The sequence below is a fragment of the Frigoribacterium sp. Leaf164 genome (assembly GCF_001423665.1).
In the GTDB taxonomy this organism is placed as follows: domain Bacteria; phylum Actinomycetota; class Actinomycetes; order Actinomycetales; family Microbacteriaceae; genus Frigoribacterium; species Frigoribacterium endophyticum.
On sequence record NZ_LMOX01000001.1, the window covers coordinates 1355537 to 1368301 of the forward strand.

Consider the following 12765-nt stretch of genomic DNA (forward strand, 5'->3'; position numbering starts at 1 on the left):
GCCACACGCAGCACTGCGACATGACAAGAGGAGCACCACATGGCCGACAAGAACCAGGGCATCATCGATCCGCCCATCGACGAGCTGCTCTCGAAGGTCGAGTCGAAGTACGCGCTCGTCATCTTCGCGTCCAAGCGCGCCCGCCAGATCAACGACTACTACGCCGACCTGCACGAGGGCAGCCTGTTCGACAACGTCGGACCGCTCGTCGACAGCACCATCGACGACAAGCCCCTCTCGGTCGCCATGCACGAGATCAACGAGGACAAGCTCGAGGTCAAGCCGCTCGCGGCGCCCGCCGAGTAGCGCCCCTCCCGCCGACCGCCGTCATCGACGGTGGTCGGTCGTACCATCAGACGAGGCCCCGCAGGAGTCGATCCCGCGGGGCCTCGCCCCGTCCCCGGGCACCCCCGGGGGCCCGTCCCGACACCCGGAGGACCCGTGACCCTGACCGACCAGACCACCAGCAGCCCGACACCGGCCGCGAGCAGCCTGCGGCTGTTCACGTCCGAGTCGGTCACCGAGGGCCACCCCGACAAGATCTGCGACCAGATCTCCGACGGCATCCTCGACGCCCTGCTGGCGGTCGACCCGGCGAGCCGGGTCGCGGTCGAGACCATGGTCACCACCGGGCTCGTGCACGTGGCCGGCGAGGTGACGACGAAGGGGTACGTCGACATCCCCACGATCGTGCGCGACCTGATCGTCGGCATCGGCTACGACTCGAGCGCCGTCAGCTTCGACGGGCGCACCTGCGGCGTCGAGGTCTCGATCGGCGCGCAGTCGCCCGACATCGCTCAGGGCGTCGACACCGCCCTCGAGGCGCGGGCCGGCACCTCCGACGACGTCCTCGACCGTCAGGGCGCCGGCGACCAGGGCATCATGTTCGGCTACGCGACGAACGAGACGCCCCAGTACATGCCGCTGCCCGTCTGGCTCGCCCACCGTCTCGCCGAGCGCCTCGCCCACGTCCGCAAGTCGGGCGAGCTCGACTACCTGCGCCCCGACGGCAAGACCCAGGTGACGGTCGGCTACGACGGCGTCGTGCCGAAGACGGTCGACACCGTGGTGGTGTCGACGCAGCACTCCCCGCGCGTGTCGATGGAGCAGCTCGAGGCCGACGTCATCGCGCACGTCGTGCGGCCCGTCCTCGACGAGGCGGGCCTCGACTCCCGCGAGACGCGGTTCATCATCAACCCCACGGGCCGCTTCGAGATCGGCGGCCCCCAGGGCGACGCCGGCCTCACGGGCCGCAAGATCATCGTCGACACCTACGGCGGCGCCAGCCGGCACGGCGGCGGCGCGTTCTCCGGCAAGGACCCGTCGAAGGTCGACCGCAGCGCGGCCTACGCCATGCGGTGGGTGGCGAAGAACGCCGTGGCCGCCGGCCTCGCCGACCGCATCGAGCTCCAGGTCGCCTACGCCATCGGCCGCGCCGCACCGGTCGGGCTCTACGTCGAGACCTTCGGCACGGGCCACGTCCCCGACGAGACCATCATCGAGGCCGTCACGGCGGTCTTCGACCTCCGCCCCGCGGCGATCATCCGCGACCTCGACCTGCTCCGCCCGATCTACGCCGCGACGTCGACCTACGGCCACTTCGGCCGCGAGCTGCCCGAGTTCACGTGGGAGGCCCTCGACCGGGTCGACGCCCTGCGGGCCGCCGCCGGGCTCTGACGGGTCCGACGGGCGTGGCGACGGCAGCGGTGTCCCCGTCGGCGGAGGAGCCCGCGTCGGGCGGGTCCGTCGACGTCGCCGCGCCCCGGGCGGTGGCCCGGGTCCTGGTCGAGTCGCCCCTGCCGCAGCTCGACCGGCTCTTCGACTACGCCGTCCCCGCTCACCTCCGCGCCGACGTCGCGCCGGGCGTGCGCGTGCGGGTGCCGCTCCGCTCGGCGGGGCGCATCGCCGACGCGTTCGTCGTCGAGCTCGACACGACGAGCGACCACCGGGGCGAGCTCAGCGACCTGGAGGACGTCGTGTCGACGGTCCCCGTGCTCGCCCCGGAGGTCTACCGCCTCGCCCGGGCCGTGGCCGACCGCGCCGGCGGCTCCGCGAGCGACGTGCTGAGGCTCGCCGTCCCGCCCCGGCAGGTGCGCGTGGAGAAGGCCCACCTCGCCGCCCTCGAGGAGGCCGCGGGCGCCGAGCCGGTCGCCGACGAGGCCGTCGAGGCGCACGCCGTGACGGGGTACTCCGCCGACGCCCTGGCGGGCCTCGTGCCGGCGAGGGGGCGCGCCGCGGTCGACGCCGTGCCGCTGCTCGCCGAGCTCCCCGACGGCACGTGGGTCGGCCGCTGGGCGGTCACGGCCGCCGAGCTGGCGACGGTGGCCCTCGCCGCCGGCGACGACACGATCGTCGCCGTGCCCGACCACCGCGACGAAGACCAGGTGCTGCGCGCGCTGGCGGCCGTCCTCCCGCCCGACCGGGTCGTCCGGCTCGACTCGCGCCAGTCGAACGCCGATCGCTACCGGGCCGTCCTGCGGGCCCGGGGCGCGACTCCTCTCGTCCTGGTCGGCAACCGGTCGGTGCTCCTGGCGCCGGCGGAGCGCCTCGGGCTCATCGTGGTCTTCGACGACGGCGACCCGCTGTTCTCCGAGCCCCTCAGCCCCTACGTGCACGCCCGCGACACGGCGCTGCTGCGGCAGGCCCAGCAGGGCACCGCCCTGGTCTTCCTCGGGCACACGCGCAGCACCGACGTGCAGCGCCTCGTCGAGATCGGCTTCCTCGCCGAGGTGCGCCCCGACCCGCGCTACCAGCCGCACGTCGTCCCGACCTCGCAGCAGGCGGCCCGCGACGGCTTCGCCGCGCAGGCCAGGATCCCCTCCACGGCCTGGACGGAGGCGCGGGCCGCGGTCGAGCACGGGCCCGTCCTGATCCAGGTCGCCCACCCGGGGTACTCGCCGCGACTCGCCTGCACGGAGTGCGGCGACACCGCCCGGTGCCTGCGCTGCAACGGGCCCCTCGTGCAGCGGTCGCAGGGAGCCCAGCCGGCCTGCTCGTGGTGCGGGGCCCTGGCCGTCGGCTGGCGCTGCCAGACCTGCGAGGGCACCGTGATGAAGAGCGTGGGCACGGGCGCCTCGCGGACGGCCGACGAGCTGGGCAAGGCTTTCCCCGGCGTCCGCGTCATCGTCTCCGATGGCTCCCGCGAGATCGTCCGGGTCGACGACGAGCCGGCCATCGTCGTCGCCACCCGCGGGGCGGAGCCGATCGCCCCGGGCGGCTACCGCGCCGTCCTCCTCCTCGACGGCGAGCGGATGCTCGCGCGGGAGAGCCTGCGCGTCGCGGAGGACTGCCTCCGCTGGTGGGCCAACGCGACGGCCCTCGCCGCCCGCCGCGCGCCCGTGGTGCTCGTCGGCGTCGGGGGGGCGCTGGCCTCGGCGCTCGCCACGTGGCAGCTCGCCCGCTACGTGTCGGGCGAGCTCGCCGACCGGCGCGAGCTGCGGTTCCCTCCCGCCGTCCGCGTGGCCACGGTCACCGGCACCGTCGACACCGTCGCCCAGGCCCTCGAGGCGCTCCCGCCCGAGGTCGGCCGGGAGGTCCTCGGCCCGGTCGAGGTGCCCGACGCCGGCGTCCGGGCCATCGTCCGGTTCGACTTCGCCCGGGGCGCCGAGGTGGCCCAGGTGCTGCGCTCCCAGGTCATCCGCGCCGCGACCGGTCGACGCAAGGCGGTCGCGGGCCGTCGCGGCCGACCGCTCCCTACACTCAGGGTGCGCTTCGACGACGTCGAGCCGTTCACCGACTGACCCGGCCGCCGGCTGACCGGGCCGCCGTCCGGGTCGGCCCCGCGCCTCCCCGGTGCCCCGTCCGTCAGCAGCCCGTCACCTTCCGCCCACCGCCCACCACCCACCACCACCGACCCCCAGGACCCCTCGTGCGCCTCGTCTTCGCCGGCAGCCCCGCTGCCGCAGTCCCGTCCCTCACCGCCCTCGCGGCGAGCGAGCACGACGTCGTCGCCGTGCTCACCCGCGACGACACGCCCCAGGGGCGACGTCGCGCGCTGACCGCCACCCCGGTCGCCGTCGAGGCGGAGCGGCTCGGCCTGCCGGTGCTCAAGGCGCGCCGGGTCACCGACGAGGTGACGGCCGCGATCACCGCGCTCGACGCCGACCTCGGCGTCATCGTCGCCTTCGGGGCCCTGCTCCGGGAGCCCCTGCTCTCCGCCCCGCGTCTCGGCTGGGTCAACCTGCACTTCTCGCTGCTGCCCCGCTGGCGCGGAGCCGCCCCGGTGCAGCGCGCCCTCATGGCCGGCGATCCCGTCACGGGAGCCGCCGTCTTCCAGCTCGTGCCCGAGCTCGACGCCGGCGAGGTATTCGGCACGGTCGAGCGCCCCCTCGGCGGCGACGAGACCGCGGGCGAGCTCCTCGCCGAGCTCGCCGCCAGCGGCGCCGACCTGCTCACCGGCGTCGTCGACGCCCTCGCCGCCGGGAACGCCGTCGGCAGGCCGCAGGTCGGCGAGGTCACGACCGCCCCCAAGCTCACGCTCGACGACGGCGCCCTCGACCTCGCGGCCCCCGCGCCCGCGGTGCTCGACCGGTGGCGCGGCACCACGCCCGAGCCGGGGGCCCACCTGCCCCTCGGCGAGGGCCGCCTCAAGGTGCTGGAGGCGCGGGTCGACGACACGGACGCGCCCGCCCCCGCGCCGGGCCGGCTCGAGCTCCGTGGTCGACGTCTCGTCGTCGGCACCGCGAGCTCACCGCTGGAGCTCGTCCGCGTGCAGCCTCCCGGGAAGAAGCCGATGCCGGGCGCCGACTGGTGGCGCGGCCTGGCCTCCGACCCGGGGCCCCTGCTCCGCGCCGCGGCCCCCTCCGCCTCCGCGTCCGCCTCCGCCGCTGCCCCTTCCGCGTCCGCCCCCGCCGATGCCTCGACCCCCACAGGAGGACCCGCGTGAGCCGCGTCCAGCCCGCCCGCCAGATCGCCCTCGACGTGCTGCGGGCGGTGGAGGAGGACGACGCCTACGCGAACCTCCTCCTGCCGCAGCGGATCGCCCGGGCCCGGCTGCAGCCCGCCGACGCCGGCCTCGCGACCGAGCTCACGTACGGCACGCTCCGGCTCCGGGGGTACTACGACCGCGTGATCGCGCTGGCCGCCCGACGGCCCGCCGACGCCGTCGACCCCGCGCTCCTCGACGTGCTCCGCCTCGGGGTGCACCAGCTGCTCTCGACCCGGGTCGCGGTGCACGCCGCCGTCGACGAGTCCGTCGAGCTGGCGCGACAGGTCGGCAGCCGGTCGGGCACCGGGTTCGTCAACGGGGTCCTCCGGGCGGTCTCGCGCAGCACGCCCGAGGAGTGGCGGCAGCGGGTGCTCGACGCCGCCACCAGCGACGACGACCGCCTGTCGGCGGAGTGGTCGCACCCGACCTGGGTGATCCGGGCCTTCCGCCGGGCCCTCGCCGCGGAAGGCCGCGTCGACGAGCTCGCCGACCTGCTCGCGGCCGACAACGACGCCCCCCGGGTCAGCCTGGTCGCCCTGCCCGGCCTCGCCGAGGTCGACGAGCTCGGCCCGCCGAGCGGGAAGCTGTCGCCGCTGGCGGCCACGAGCGCCGGGGGAGACCCCTCGCAGCACCCGGCCGTCCGCGCCGGGCGCGCCCGCGTGCAGGACGAGGGCTCCCAGATGGCCGCGCTCCTCCTGAGCCGGCACCACCCGGCCGCGCCGGGCGAGCGCTGGCTCGACCTCTGTGCCGGCCCCGGGGGGAAGGCGGCCCTGCTGGGGGCCGAGGCCGCCCGCGCCGGAGCGACGCTCGTCGCCAACGAACTGGTGCCCGCGCGCGTCGGGCTCGTGCGGCAGGCCCTCGAGGTCGTGCCCGGGGGCGTCGAGGTGCGGGAGGGCGACGCGAGGCGCTTCGGCACGGAGGAGCCCGGCTCGTACGACCGCATCCTGCTCGACGCGCCCTGCACCGGGCTCGGCGCCCTGCGGCGGCGGCCGGAGGCGCGCTGGCGGAAGCAGCCGAGCGACGTGGGCGACCTCACCTCCCTCCAGGCCGAGCTCTTCGCGAGCGCGCTCGACGCCCTGGCCCCCGGCGGGCTCCTGGCGTACGTGACGTGCTCGCCGCACCTCGCCGAGACCCGGGCGATCGTCGAGACGGGCACGGCCCGCCGCGACGACGTCGAGGTCCTCGACGCCACCGCGACGCTCGCCGAGGTGGCCGGCCGGCCCGTCGACCTCGCCAGCGCGCCGTACGTGCAGCTCTGGCCGCACCGCCACGGCACCGACGCGATGTTCACGGCCCTGGTCCGCAAGCTCGGCTGAGGGGCGGCGGGGTCGGGGCCCTGCCGGGAGCGGGCCGGTAGGCTCCTCCCGTGCCCGTTCGCATCAGCCCCAGCATCCTCTCGGCCGACTTCGCCAACCTCGAGCGCGACCTCGCCCGCATCGCGACCGCCGACCTCGTCCACGTCGACGTCATGGACGGCCACTTCGTGCCGAACCTCACGATCGGGCTGCCCGTCGTCGAGCGGCTGCGGCAGGTCAGCCCCGTGCCGCTCGACGTCCACCTCATGATCGACGACGCCGACCGCTGGGCGCCCCGGTACGCCGAGCTCGGCGCCTTCTCCGTCACGTTCTCCGCGGAGGCCGCGGCCGACCCCGTGGCGACCGCCCGGGCGATCCGCAGCTCGGGCGCGCGCGCGAGCATCGCCGTGAAGCCCGGCACGCCGGTCGAGCCGTACCTCGAGACCCTCGACGAGTTCGACATGATCCTGGTGATGACCGTCGAGCCCGGCTTCGGCGGCCAGTCCTTCCAGGCCGACACGATGCCCAAGCTGGCCCGCGCCCGGGAGGCCGTGCGCGCCTCCGGCCTCGACGTCTGGCTCGAGGTCGACGGCGGCATCGACACCGAGACGATCGTGACGGCCGTCGCGGCCGGGGCCGACACCGTCGTCGCCGGCTCGGCCGTCTACGGGGGCGACCCCGCCGAGCGCATCGCGGCACTGCGGGCCGCCGCCGCGACGGTAGCCTTGTCGTCGTGAAGTCCTTCGACCAACTGTTCGCCGAGCTCAGCGACAAGGCCCGTGACCGGCCCGCGGGCTCCGGCACCGTCGCCGAGCTCGACGCCGGCGTCCACCAGATCGGCAAGAAGATCGTCGAGGAGGCCGCCGAGGTGTGGATGGCCGCCGAGTACGAGGGCGACGTCGCCACTGCGGAAGAGATCTCCCAGCTGATCTACCACGTGCAGGTGCTGATGATCGCCAAGGGCCTGACGCCCGACGACGTGTGGCGACATCTCTGAGCTCGTCCCCACCACCCGAGTCGCGCCGCCGGGCACGCCCCCGGCCGACCAGCAGCTCGCCGCCGACCCGCGGCGTCAGATCGGAACGACCCAGACCATGCTCCGCGTAGCAGTGCCCAACAAGGGCTCCCTCAGCGAGACCGCCTCCGCCATGCTCAGCGAGGCCGGCTACACCGGCCGTCGTGACACCCGCACCCTCCACGTGGAGGACCCGCGCAACGGCGTCGAGTTCTTCTACCTGCGCCCCCGCGACATCGCGACCTACGTCGGCTCCGGCGCCCTCGACGTCGGCGTCACGGGCCGTGACCTGCTGCTCGACAGCCACTCGCCGGCGCACGAGGTCGCCGCGCTCGACTTCGGCGGCTCCACCTTCCGCTTCGCGGGCCCTCCCGGCCGCTTCGGCGACGTCCGCGACCTCGAGGGCACCCGCGTCGCCACGAGCTACGCCGGTCTCGTCGGGAGCTTCCTCGAGCAGCACGGCGTCTCCGCGACGCTCGTGAGCCTCGACGGTGCGGTGGAGAGCGCCGTGCAGCTCGGCGTGGCCGACGCGGTCGCCGACGTGGTCTCGACCGGGGGCACCCTCCGCGCCGCCGGGCTCGAGATCTTCGGCCCGGTCATCCTCGAGTCGACGGCGGTGCTGATCGCCAGCGACCCGGCCGTCGAGGGCCTGAGCGTGCTGCACCGCCGCCTCCAGGGCGTGCTCGTCGCCCGCCAGTACGTGCTGATGGACTACGACGTGCCGCTCACGCAGCTCGAGGCGGCGACCGCGGTCGCGCCGGGCATGGAGTCCCCGACGGTCTCCCCGCTGCACGACCGCGACTGGGCGGCCGTCCGGGTGATGGTGCCGCGCGGCGACACCAACCAGGTCATGGACGCCCTCTACGACCTGGGCGCCCGGGCCATCCTGGTCAGCCCGATCCACGCCGCGAGGCTCTGACCGTGACGGCCTCCGATCCGTCGCTCGCCGTCCGGGTCATCCCGTGCCTCGACGTGGCCGCGGGCCGTGTCGTCAAGGGCGTCAACTTCCTCGACCTGCGCGACGCGGGCGACCCCGTCGAGCTGGCGCGCACCTACTACGAGCAGGGCGCCGACGAGATCACCTTCCTCGACGTGACCGCCACGGTCGACGAGCGCTCGACGACCTACGACGTCGTGCGCGCCACCGCCGAGCAGGTCTTCATCCCGCTGACGGTGGGCGGGGGAGTCCGCTCCGCCGACGACGTCGCCCGGCTGCAGGCCGCCGGCGCCGACAAGATCGGCGTCAACAGCGCCGCGATCGCGCGCCCGGACCTCGTGGGCGAGATCGCCGACCGCTTCGGCGCCCAGGCGGTCGTCCTCTCCCTCGACGTCAAGCGCTCGTCACGGACGGCGTCCGGCTTCGTCGTGACGACGCACGGCGGGCGGACCGAGACCGACCTCGACGCCGTCGCCTGGGCGCGAGAAGCGGTCGAGCGGGGCGCGGGCGAGCTGCTCGTCAACTCGATCGACGCCGACGGCACGAAGCAGGGCTTCGACCTCGAGCTCATCCGCCTCATGCGCGAGAACAGCCGGGTGCCCGTCGTGGCGTCCGGAGGCGCGGGTGCGGTCGAGCACTTCGCCCCGGCCATCGCGGCCGGTGCGGACGCCGTCCTCGCCGCCTCCGTCTTCCACGCCCGCGAGCTGACCGTCGGCGACGTCAAGCGCGAGCTGGCGGCGTCCGGCGCCGTCGTCCGATGACCCCGGGAGCCCCCATGACCGACCAGCCCACGCCTCCCGCGGACGGCGACGACGACCGCGCCGGCACGACGCTCACCCGAGAGACCGTCGAGCCCGTGGTCGCCCGCGCGCGCTTCGACGACGCCGGCCTGCTGCCCGCGATCATCCAGGACGCCGTGTCGCGCGACGTCCTCATGATGGGCTGGATGGACGCGGAGGCGCTCCGCAGGACCCTGACGGAGGGGAGGGTGACCTTCTGGTCGCGCTCCCGACAGGAGTACTGGCGGAAGGGCGACACCTCGGGCCACGCCCAGTTCGTCCGTGCCGCCGCTCTCGACTGCGACGACGACGCCCTGCTCGTCACCGTCGAGCAGGTCGGGGCGGCCTGCCACACGGGCGCCCGGTCGTGCTTCGACGTCGACCCGCTCGACCCCGTCACCGCCTCCGCCCCGGCCGCCGCGACCGGGCCGTTCGACGGAGCCGCCGCGTGAGCGGGCGCACCTCGACCACCCGGCCGGCGTTCGACGCCCTGCTGCCCGACCACCGGGTGGTGCCGGTTGTCCGTGACCTCTTCGGCGACGGCGAGACCCCGGTCGGCATCTACCGCAAGCTCGCCGCGGGCCGCCCCGGCACCTTCCTCCTCGAGTCCGCCGGGCAGGGCGGCATCTGGTCGCGCTGGTCGTTCGTCGGGGTCTCCTCGTTCGGCGTCCTCACGACCGAGGCCGGGCGCCCGCGGTGGCTCGACCACGGCCTCTCGGAGGAGCGAGCCCTGGGCGGCGCCACCGGGGCGCCCCTCGAGGTGCTGAGCGCGCTCCACGACCGGTGGGCGACCCCGCGCATCGACGGGCTGCCGCCGCTGACCGGCGGGCTCGTCGGCTTCGTCGGCTGGGAGGCCGTCCGTGAGCTCGAGCACCTGCCCGACGCTCCGCCCGCGGAGTTCGAGGTGCCCTCTCAGGCCCTGAGCTTCGTCTCGGAGCTCGTGGCGCTCGACCACCGCACCGGGGCCGTGCTCCTCATCGCCACCGTCCTGGCCGACGGCACCGACGACGCCGACACGCTCTGGGCCGACGCGCAGGCGCGGCTCGACCGCCTGCAGGCGGAGCTCGCGGTGCCCACCGAGGCGCACCTCTCCGACGTCGACCTCACCGTCGAGCCGACGCCGGTCCGCCGCACGACCGACGAGGAGTACGCGGCCGCGATCGAGCGGTCCAAGCAGTTCATCCGCGACGGCGACGTCTTCCAGGTCGTGGTGTCGCAGCGCTTCGACCACGAGCTGACCGCCGAGCCGCTCGACGTGTACCGGGTGCTGCGCACGCTGAACCCGAGCCCGTACATGTACCTGGTCAGCCTCGCCGACGCGGCGGGGGAGCCCTACTGGATCGTCGGCTCGTCGCCCGAGGCCCTGGTCAAGGTGGAGGGCCGCCGCGTGTTCACGCACCCCATCGCGGGCTCCGCGCCCCGCGGCGACACGCCCGAGGCCGACCTCGCCTTCGCCGACCGCCTCGAGCACGACGAGAAGGAGCGCGCCGAGCACCTCATGCTCGTCGACCTCGCCCGCAACGACCTGCTCAAGGTCTGCACGCCGGGCACCGTCGAGGTCACCGAGTTCATGCAGGTGGAGAGGTTCAGCCACATCATGCACCTCGTGTCGAGCGTGGAGGGCGACCTGGCCCCCGGCCACGACGCCATCGACGCGTTCCGGGCGACCTTCCCGGCCGGCACGCTCTCGGGGGCGCCCAAGCCCCGTGCCCTCGAGATCATCGACGAGCTGGAGCCCGCCCAGCGCGGCGTCTACGGCGGCGTCGTCGGCTACTTCGACTTCGCCGGCTCGGCCGACGTCGCGATCGCCATCCGCACGGTCCTCATCCAGGGCGGCGTCGCCCGGGTCCAGGCCGGGGCGGGGCTGGTGGCCGACAGCGACCCGGTCGCCGAGAACCAGGAGGCGCGCAACAAGGCCGCGGCGCCCCTCCGGGCGGTCGCCGTGGCCAACGCCATGACGAGGCTCCGCTGATGCGGGGCGGGCGCCTGAAGCTCGTCTCGATCCTCGCCGGAGTGCTGTTCGCGGGCCTGGCGCTGCTCGCCTGGACCCAGCCGTGGTTCGACCTGGTGGTCCAGTCGCCGCAGGGCGGGGAGCTCCGGCTCACCGCGGCGGGCGACGTCGCCGCCGCTCCGCTCTCGGCCCTCGCGCTGGCCGTGCTCGCCTCGGCCGGGGCCCTGACGATCGCCGGTCGTGTCTTCCGCGTGGTCCTCGGCGCCCTGCAGGTGCTCCTCGGGGCGAGCATCGCGACCACCGCCTCCGTCGCCCTCGGCGATCCCGTCCGCGCCGCCGGCAGCGCCGTCACCGACGCCACGGGCGTCGACGGTGACGAGTCGCTGCACCAGCTCGTCTCGAACGCGGTGGCGACGCCGTGGCCGGCGGTGGCGCTGGTCGCGGGGGTCCTCGTCGCCGTGCTGGGCGCCTCCGTCGTCCTGCTCTCCGGGGCCTGGCCCCGGGCCGGGCGCAAGTACAGCGCCACGCGGCTCGTCGCCGCCGACCCCGCCGACGACCCGGCCGCCGCCTGGGACTCGCTGTCCGGGGGCGACGACCCCACGGGCGGGAGCGCCGACGAGGGCGTGGACGGCGACGACGACCCCCTGCGGCGTCCTGACCTCCCGGGGCACGACCGGTAGAGTGGGCCCGTCCCGTCTTGATCCAAGGAGCACCGTGAGCACGCAGACGAAGAACGACAGCACCGAGACCGCCGACGACCTCGGCCACGGCAACTCGCCCGCGGCCTGGACGGCCGTCGTGATCATGCTCGTCGCGTTCTCCATCGGCACCGTGGCCTTCTTCTTCGCCGTCGAGTGGGTCGTCTGGGCCGCCGCCGGCCTCGTCGTCGTCGGCCTGGTCGTCGGCCTCGTGCTCAAGCGCGCCGGCTACGGCGTGGGCGGTCACCGCTACGTGCCGAAGGCGCACAACTAGGTGCTCGACGACCTCTTCGCGGGCGCCCTGGCCGACGCCCAGGCCCGCCGCGCCACGCTGCCCCTCGAGCGGGTCGAGGCCGCTGCCCTCGCCCGCCCGCCCGCCCTCGACGCCCGGGCCGCACTGGCCCCGGCCGAGCGCGTCAAGGTGATCGCCGAGGTCAAGCGCGCCAGCCCGTCGCGCGGCGACCTGTCGGCCATCGCCGACCCCGCCTCCCTCGCCGCCGCCTACGCCCGCGGGGGCGCCAGCGCCATCAGCGTCCTCACCGAGGGGCGACGCTTCAAGGGCACGCTCGCCGACCTGGAGGCCGTCCGGGCCGCCGTCGACGTCCCCGTCCTCCGCAAGGACTTCATCGCCGAGCCCTACCAGGTGCTCGAGGCCCGAGCGGCGGGCGCCGACATCGTCCTGCTCATCGTGGCCGGCCTCGAGCAGGCCCGGCTCGTCGAGCTGCACGACCTCGTCCGCCAGCTCGGCATGACGGCCCTGATCGAGACCCACTCGGCCGACGAGGTCGCCCGCGGCCTCGACGCCGGGGCCGAGGTCCTGGGCGTCAACGCCCGCGACCTGGCCACGTTCGAGCTCGACCGCGACCTCTTCGGCCGCCTGTCCGGGCTCGTCCCCGACGGCGTCACCCGCGTCGCCGAGAGCGCCGTGGCGTCCCCGGCCGACGTGGCCCACTACCGCCGGTCCGGTGCCGACGTCGTGCTCGTGGGCGAGGCCCTCGTCACGCACGGCGACCCCGCGGCCGCACTCACCAGCTTCCTGGAGGTCTAGATGGCACTGCGCGACGAGACGGGGCCCTACTTCGGCTCCTTCGGGGGCCGCTTCGTCCCCGAGTCCCTGGTGGCGGCGCTCGACGAGCTCGACGCCGCCTACAAGGCGGCGGCGG

15 protein-coding genes are annotated in these 12765 nt (G+C 75.2%); all 15 read left to right on the top strand.

What is annotated here, in order from left to right; all coding sequences use genetic code 11:
* The first annotated feature begins 39 nt into the window (after positions 1 to 39).
* Positions 40 to 306 (top strand): DNA-directed RNA polymerase subunit omega, encoded by a 267-nt coding sequence (gene rpoZ / locus ASF82_RS06100; RefSeq protein ID WP_056054714.1) that lies wholly within the window; start codon positions 40 to 42, stop codon positions 304 to 306.
* Between the two features lie 141 nt (positions 307 to 447).
* Positions 448 to 1677 carry a methionine adenosyltransferase gene (gene metK, locus ASF82_RS06105; protein ID WP_056055904.1) on the top strand — a complete coding sequence of 410 codons (1230 nt, stop codon included), beginning with the start codon at positions 448 to 450 and terminating at the stop codon, positions 1675 to 1677.
* A 29-nt stretch (positions 1678 to 1706) separates the two neighbouring features.
* Positions 1707 to 3740, top strand: a complete 2034-nt coding sequence (locus tag ASF82_RS06110) for a hypothetical protein (protein ID WP_056054717.1) — start codon at positions 1707 to 1709, stop codon at positions 3738 to 3740.
* A 128-nt stretch (positions 3741 to 3868) separates the two neighbouring features.
* Positions 3869 to 4885: a methionyl-tRNA formyltransferase gene (locus ASF82_RS06115; protein WP_082514355.1), complete on the top strand. Its 1017-nt coding sequence runs from the start codon at positions 3869 to 3871 to the stop codon at positions 4883 to 4885.
* The gene (locus ASF82_RS06120) at positions 4882 to 6243 is read left to right on the top strand and encodes an RsmB/NOP family class I SAM-dependent RNA methyltransferase (protein ID WP_056054720.1); all 1362 of its coding nucleotides are present in this window, start codon (positions 4882 to 4884) and stop codon (positions 6241 to 6243) included. The genes ASF82_RS06115 and ASF82_RS06120 overlap by 4 nt, the downstream gene beginning before the upstream one ends.
* A 50-nt stretch (positions 6244 to 6293) precedes the next feature.
* A complete protein-coding gene (gene rpe, locus ASF82_RS06125) occupies positions 6294 to 6959 on the top strand; it encodes a ribulose-phosphate 3-epimerase (protein WP_056054723.1) in 666 nt (221 codons plus the stop codon).
* Positions 6956 to 7219: a phosphoribosyl-ATP diphosphatase gene (locus ASF82_RS06130; RefSeq protein WP_056054725.1), complete on the top strand. Its 264-nt coding sequence runs from the start codon at positions 6956 to 6958 to the stop codon at positions 7217 to 7219. Before rpe ends, ASF82_RS06130 begins: the two co-directional genes overlap by 4 nt.
* Before the next feature lie 97 nt (positions 7220 to 7316).
* A complete protein-coding gene (hisG, locus tag ASF82_RS06135; RefSeq protein WP_056054728.1) occupies positions 7317 to 8156 on the top strand; it encodes an ATP phosphoribosyltransferase in 840 nt (279 codons plus the stop codon).
* A gap of 2 nt (positions 8157 to 8158) precedes the next feature.
* Entirely contained in the window at positions 8159 to 8935 is a 777-nt protein-coding gene (gene hisF, locus ASF82_RS06140) for an imidazole glycerol phosphate synthase subunit HisF (RefSeq protein WP_056054731.1), read from the top strand.
* A 14-nt stretch (positions 8936 to 8949) separates the two neighbouring features.
* On the top strand, positions 8950 to 9405 hold the full coding sequence (gene hisI / locus ASF82_RS06145) for a phosphoribosyl-AMP cyclohydrolase (protein ID WP_082514356.1): 456 nt from the start codon (positions 8950 to 8952) through the stop codon (positions 9403 to 9405).
* On the top strand, positions 9402 to 10925 hold the full coding sequence (locus ASF82_RS06150; RefSeq protein WP_056054737.1) for an anthranilate synthase component I: 1524 nt from the start codon (positions 9402 to 9404) through the stop codon (positions 10923 to 10925). Before hisI ends, ASF82_RS06150 begins: the two co-directional genes overlap by 4 nt.
* Positions 10925 to 11584, top strand: a complete 660-nt coding sequence (locus ASF82_RS06155; RefSeq protein WP_056054741.1) for a Trp biosynthesis-associated membrane protein — start codon at positions 10925 to 10927, stop codon at positions 11582 to 11584. Before ASF82_RS06150 ends, ASF82_RS06155 begins: the two co-directional genes overlap by 1 nt.
* Positions 11585 to 11618: 34 nt before the next feature.
* Positions 11619 to 11876, top strand: a complete 258-nt coding sequence (locus ASF82_RS06160) for a DUF6704 family protein (RefSeq protein ID WP_056054745.1) — start codon at positions 11619 to 11621, stop codon at positions 11874 to 11876.
* On the top strand, positions 11877 to 12650 hold the full coding sequence (trpC, locus tag ASF82_RS06165) for an indole-3-glycerol phosphate synthase TrpC (protein WP_056054748.1): 774 nt from the start codon (positions 11877 to 11879) through the stop codon (positions 12648 to 12650).
* On the top strand, positions 12651 to 12765 hold a 115-nt coding region (locus ASF82_RS16080; RefSeq protein WP_235491214.1), incomplete at its 3' end, for a hypothetical protein.

What these genes read in the sequence shown, in the direction of transcription:
- rpoZ (WP_056054714.1), top strand. Translation starts at nt 40, where the DNA reads ATGGCCGACAAGAACCAGGGCATCATCGATCCGCCCATCGACGAGCTG.
- hisG (WP_056054728.1), top strand. Translation starts at nt 7,317, where the DNA reads ATGCTCCGCGTAGCAGTGCCCAACAAGGGCTCCCTCAGCGAGACCGCC.
- hisI (WP_082514356.1), top strand. Translation starts at nt 8,950, where the DNA reads ATGACCGACCAGCCCACGCCTCCCGCGGACGGCGACGACGACCGCGCC.
- ASF82_RS06155 (WP_056054741.1), top strand. Translation starts at nt 10,925, where the DNA reads ATGCGGGGCGGGCGCCTGAAGCTCGTCTCGATCCTCGCCGGAGTGCTG.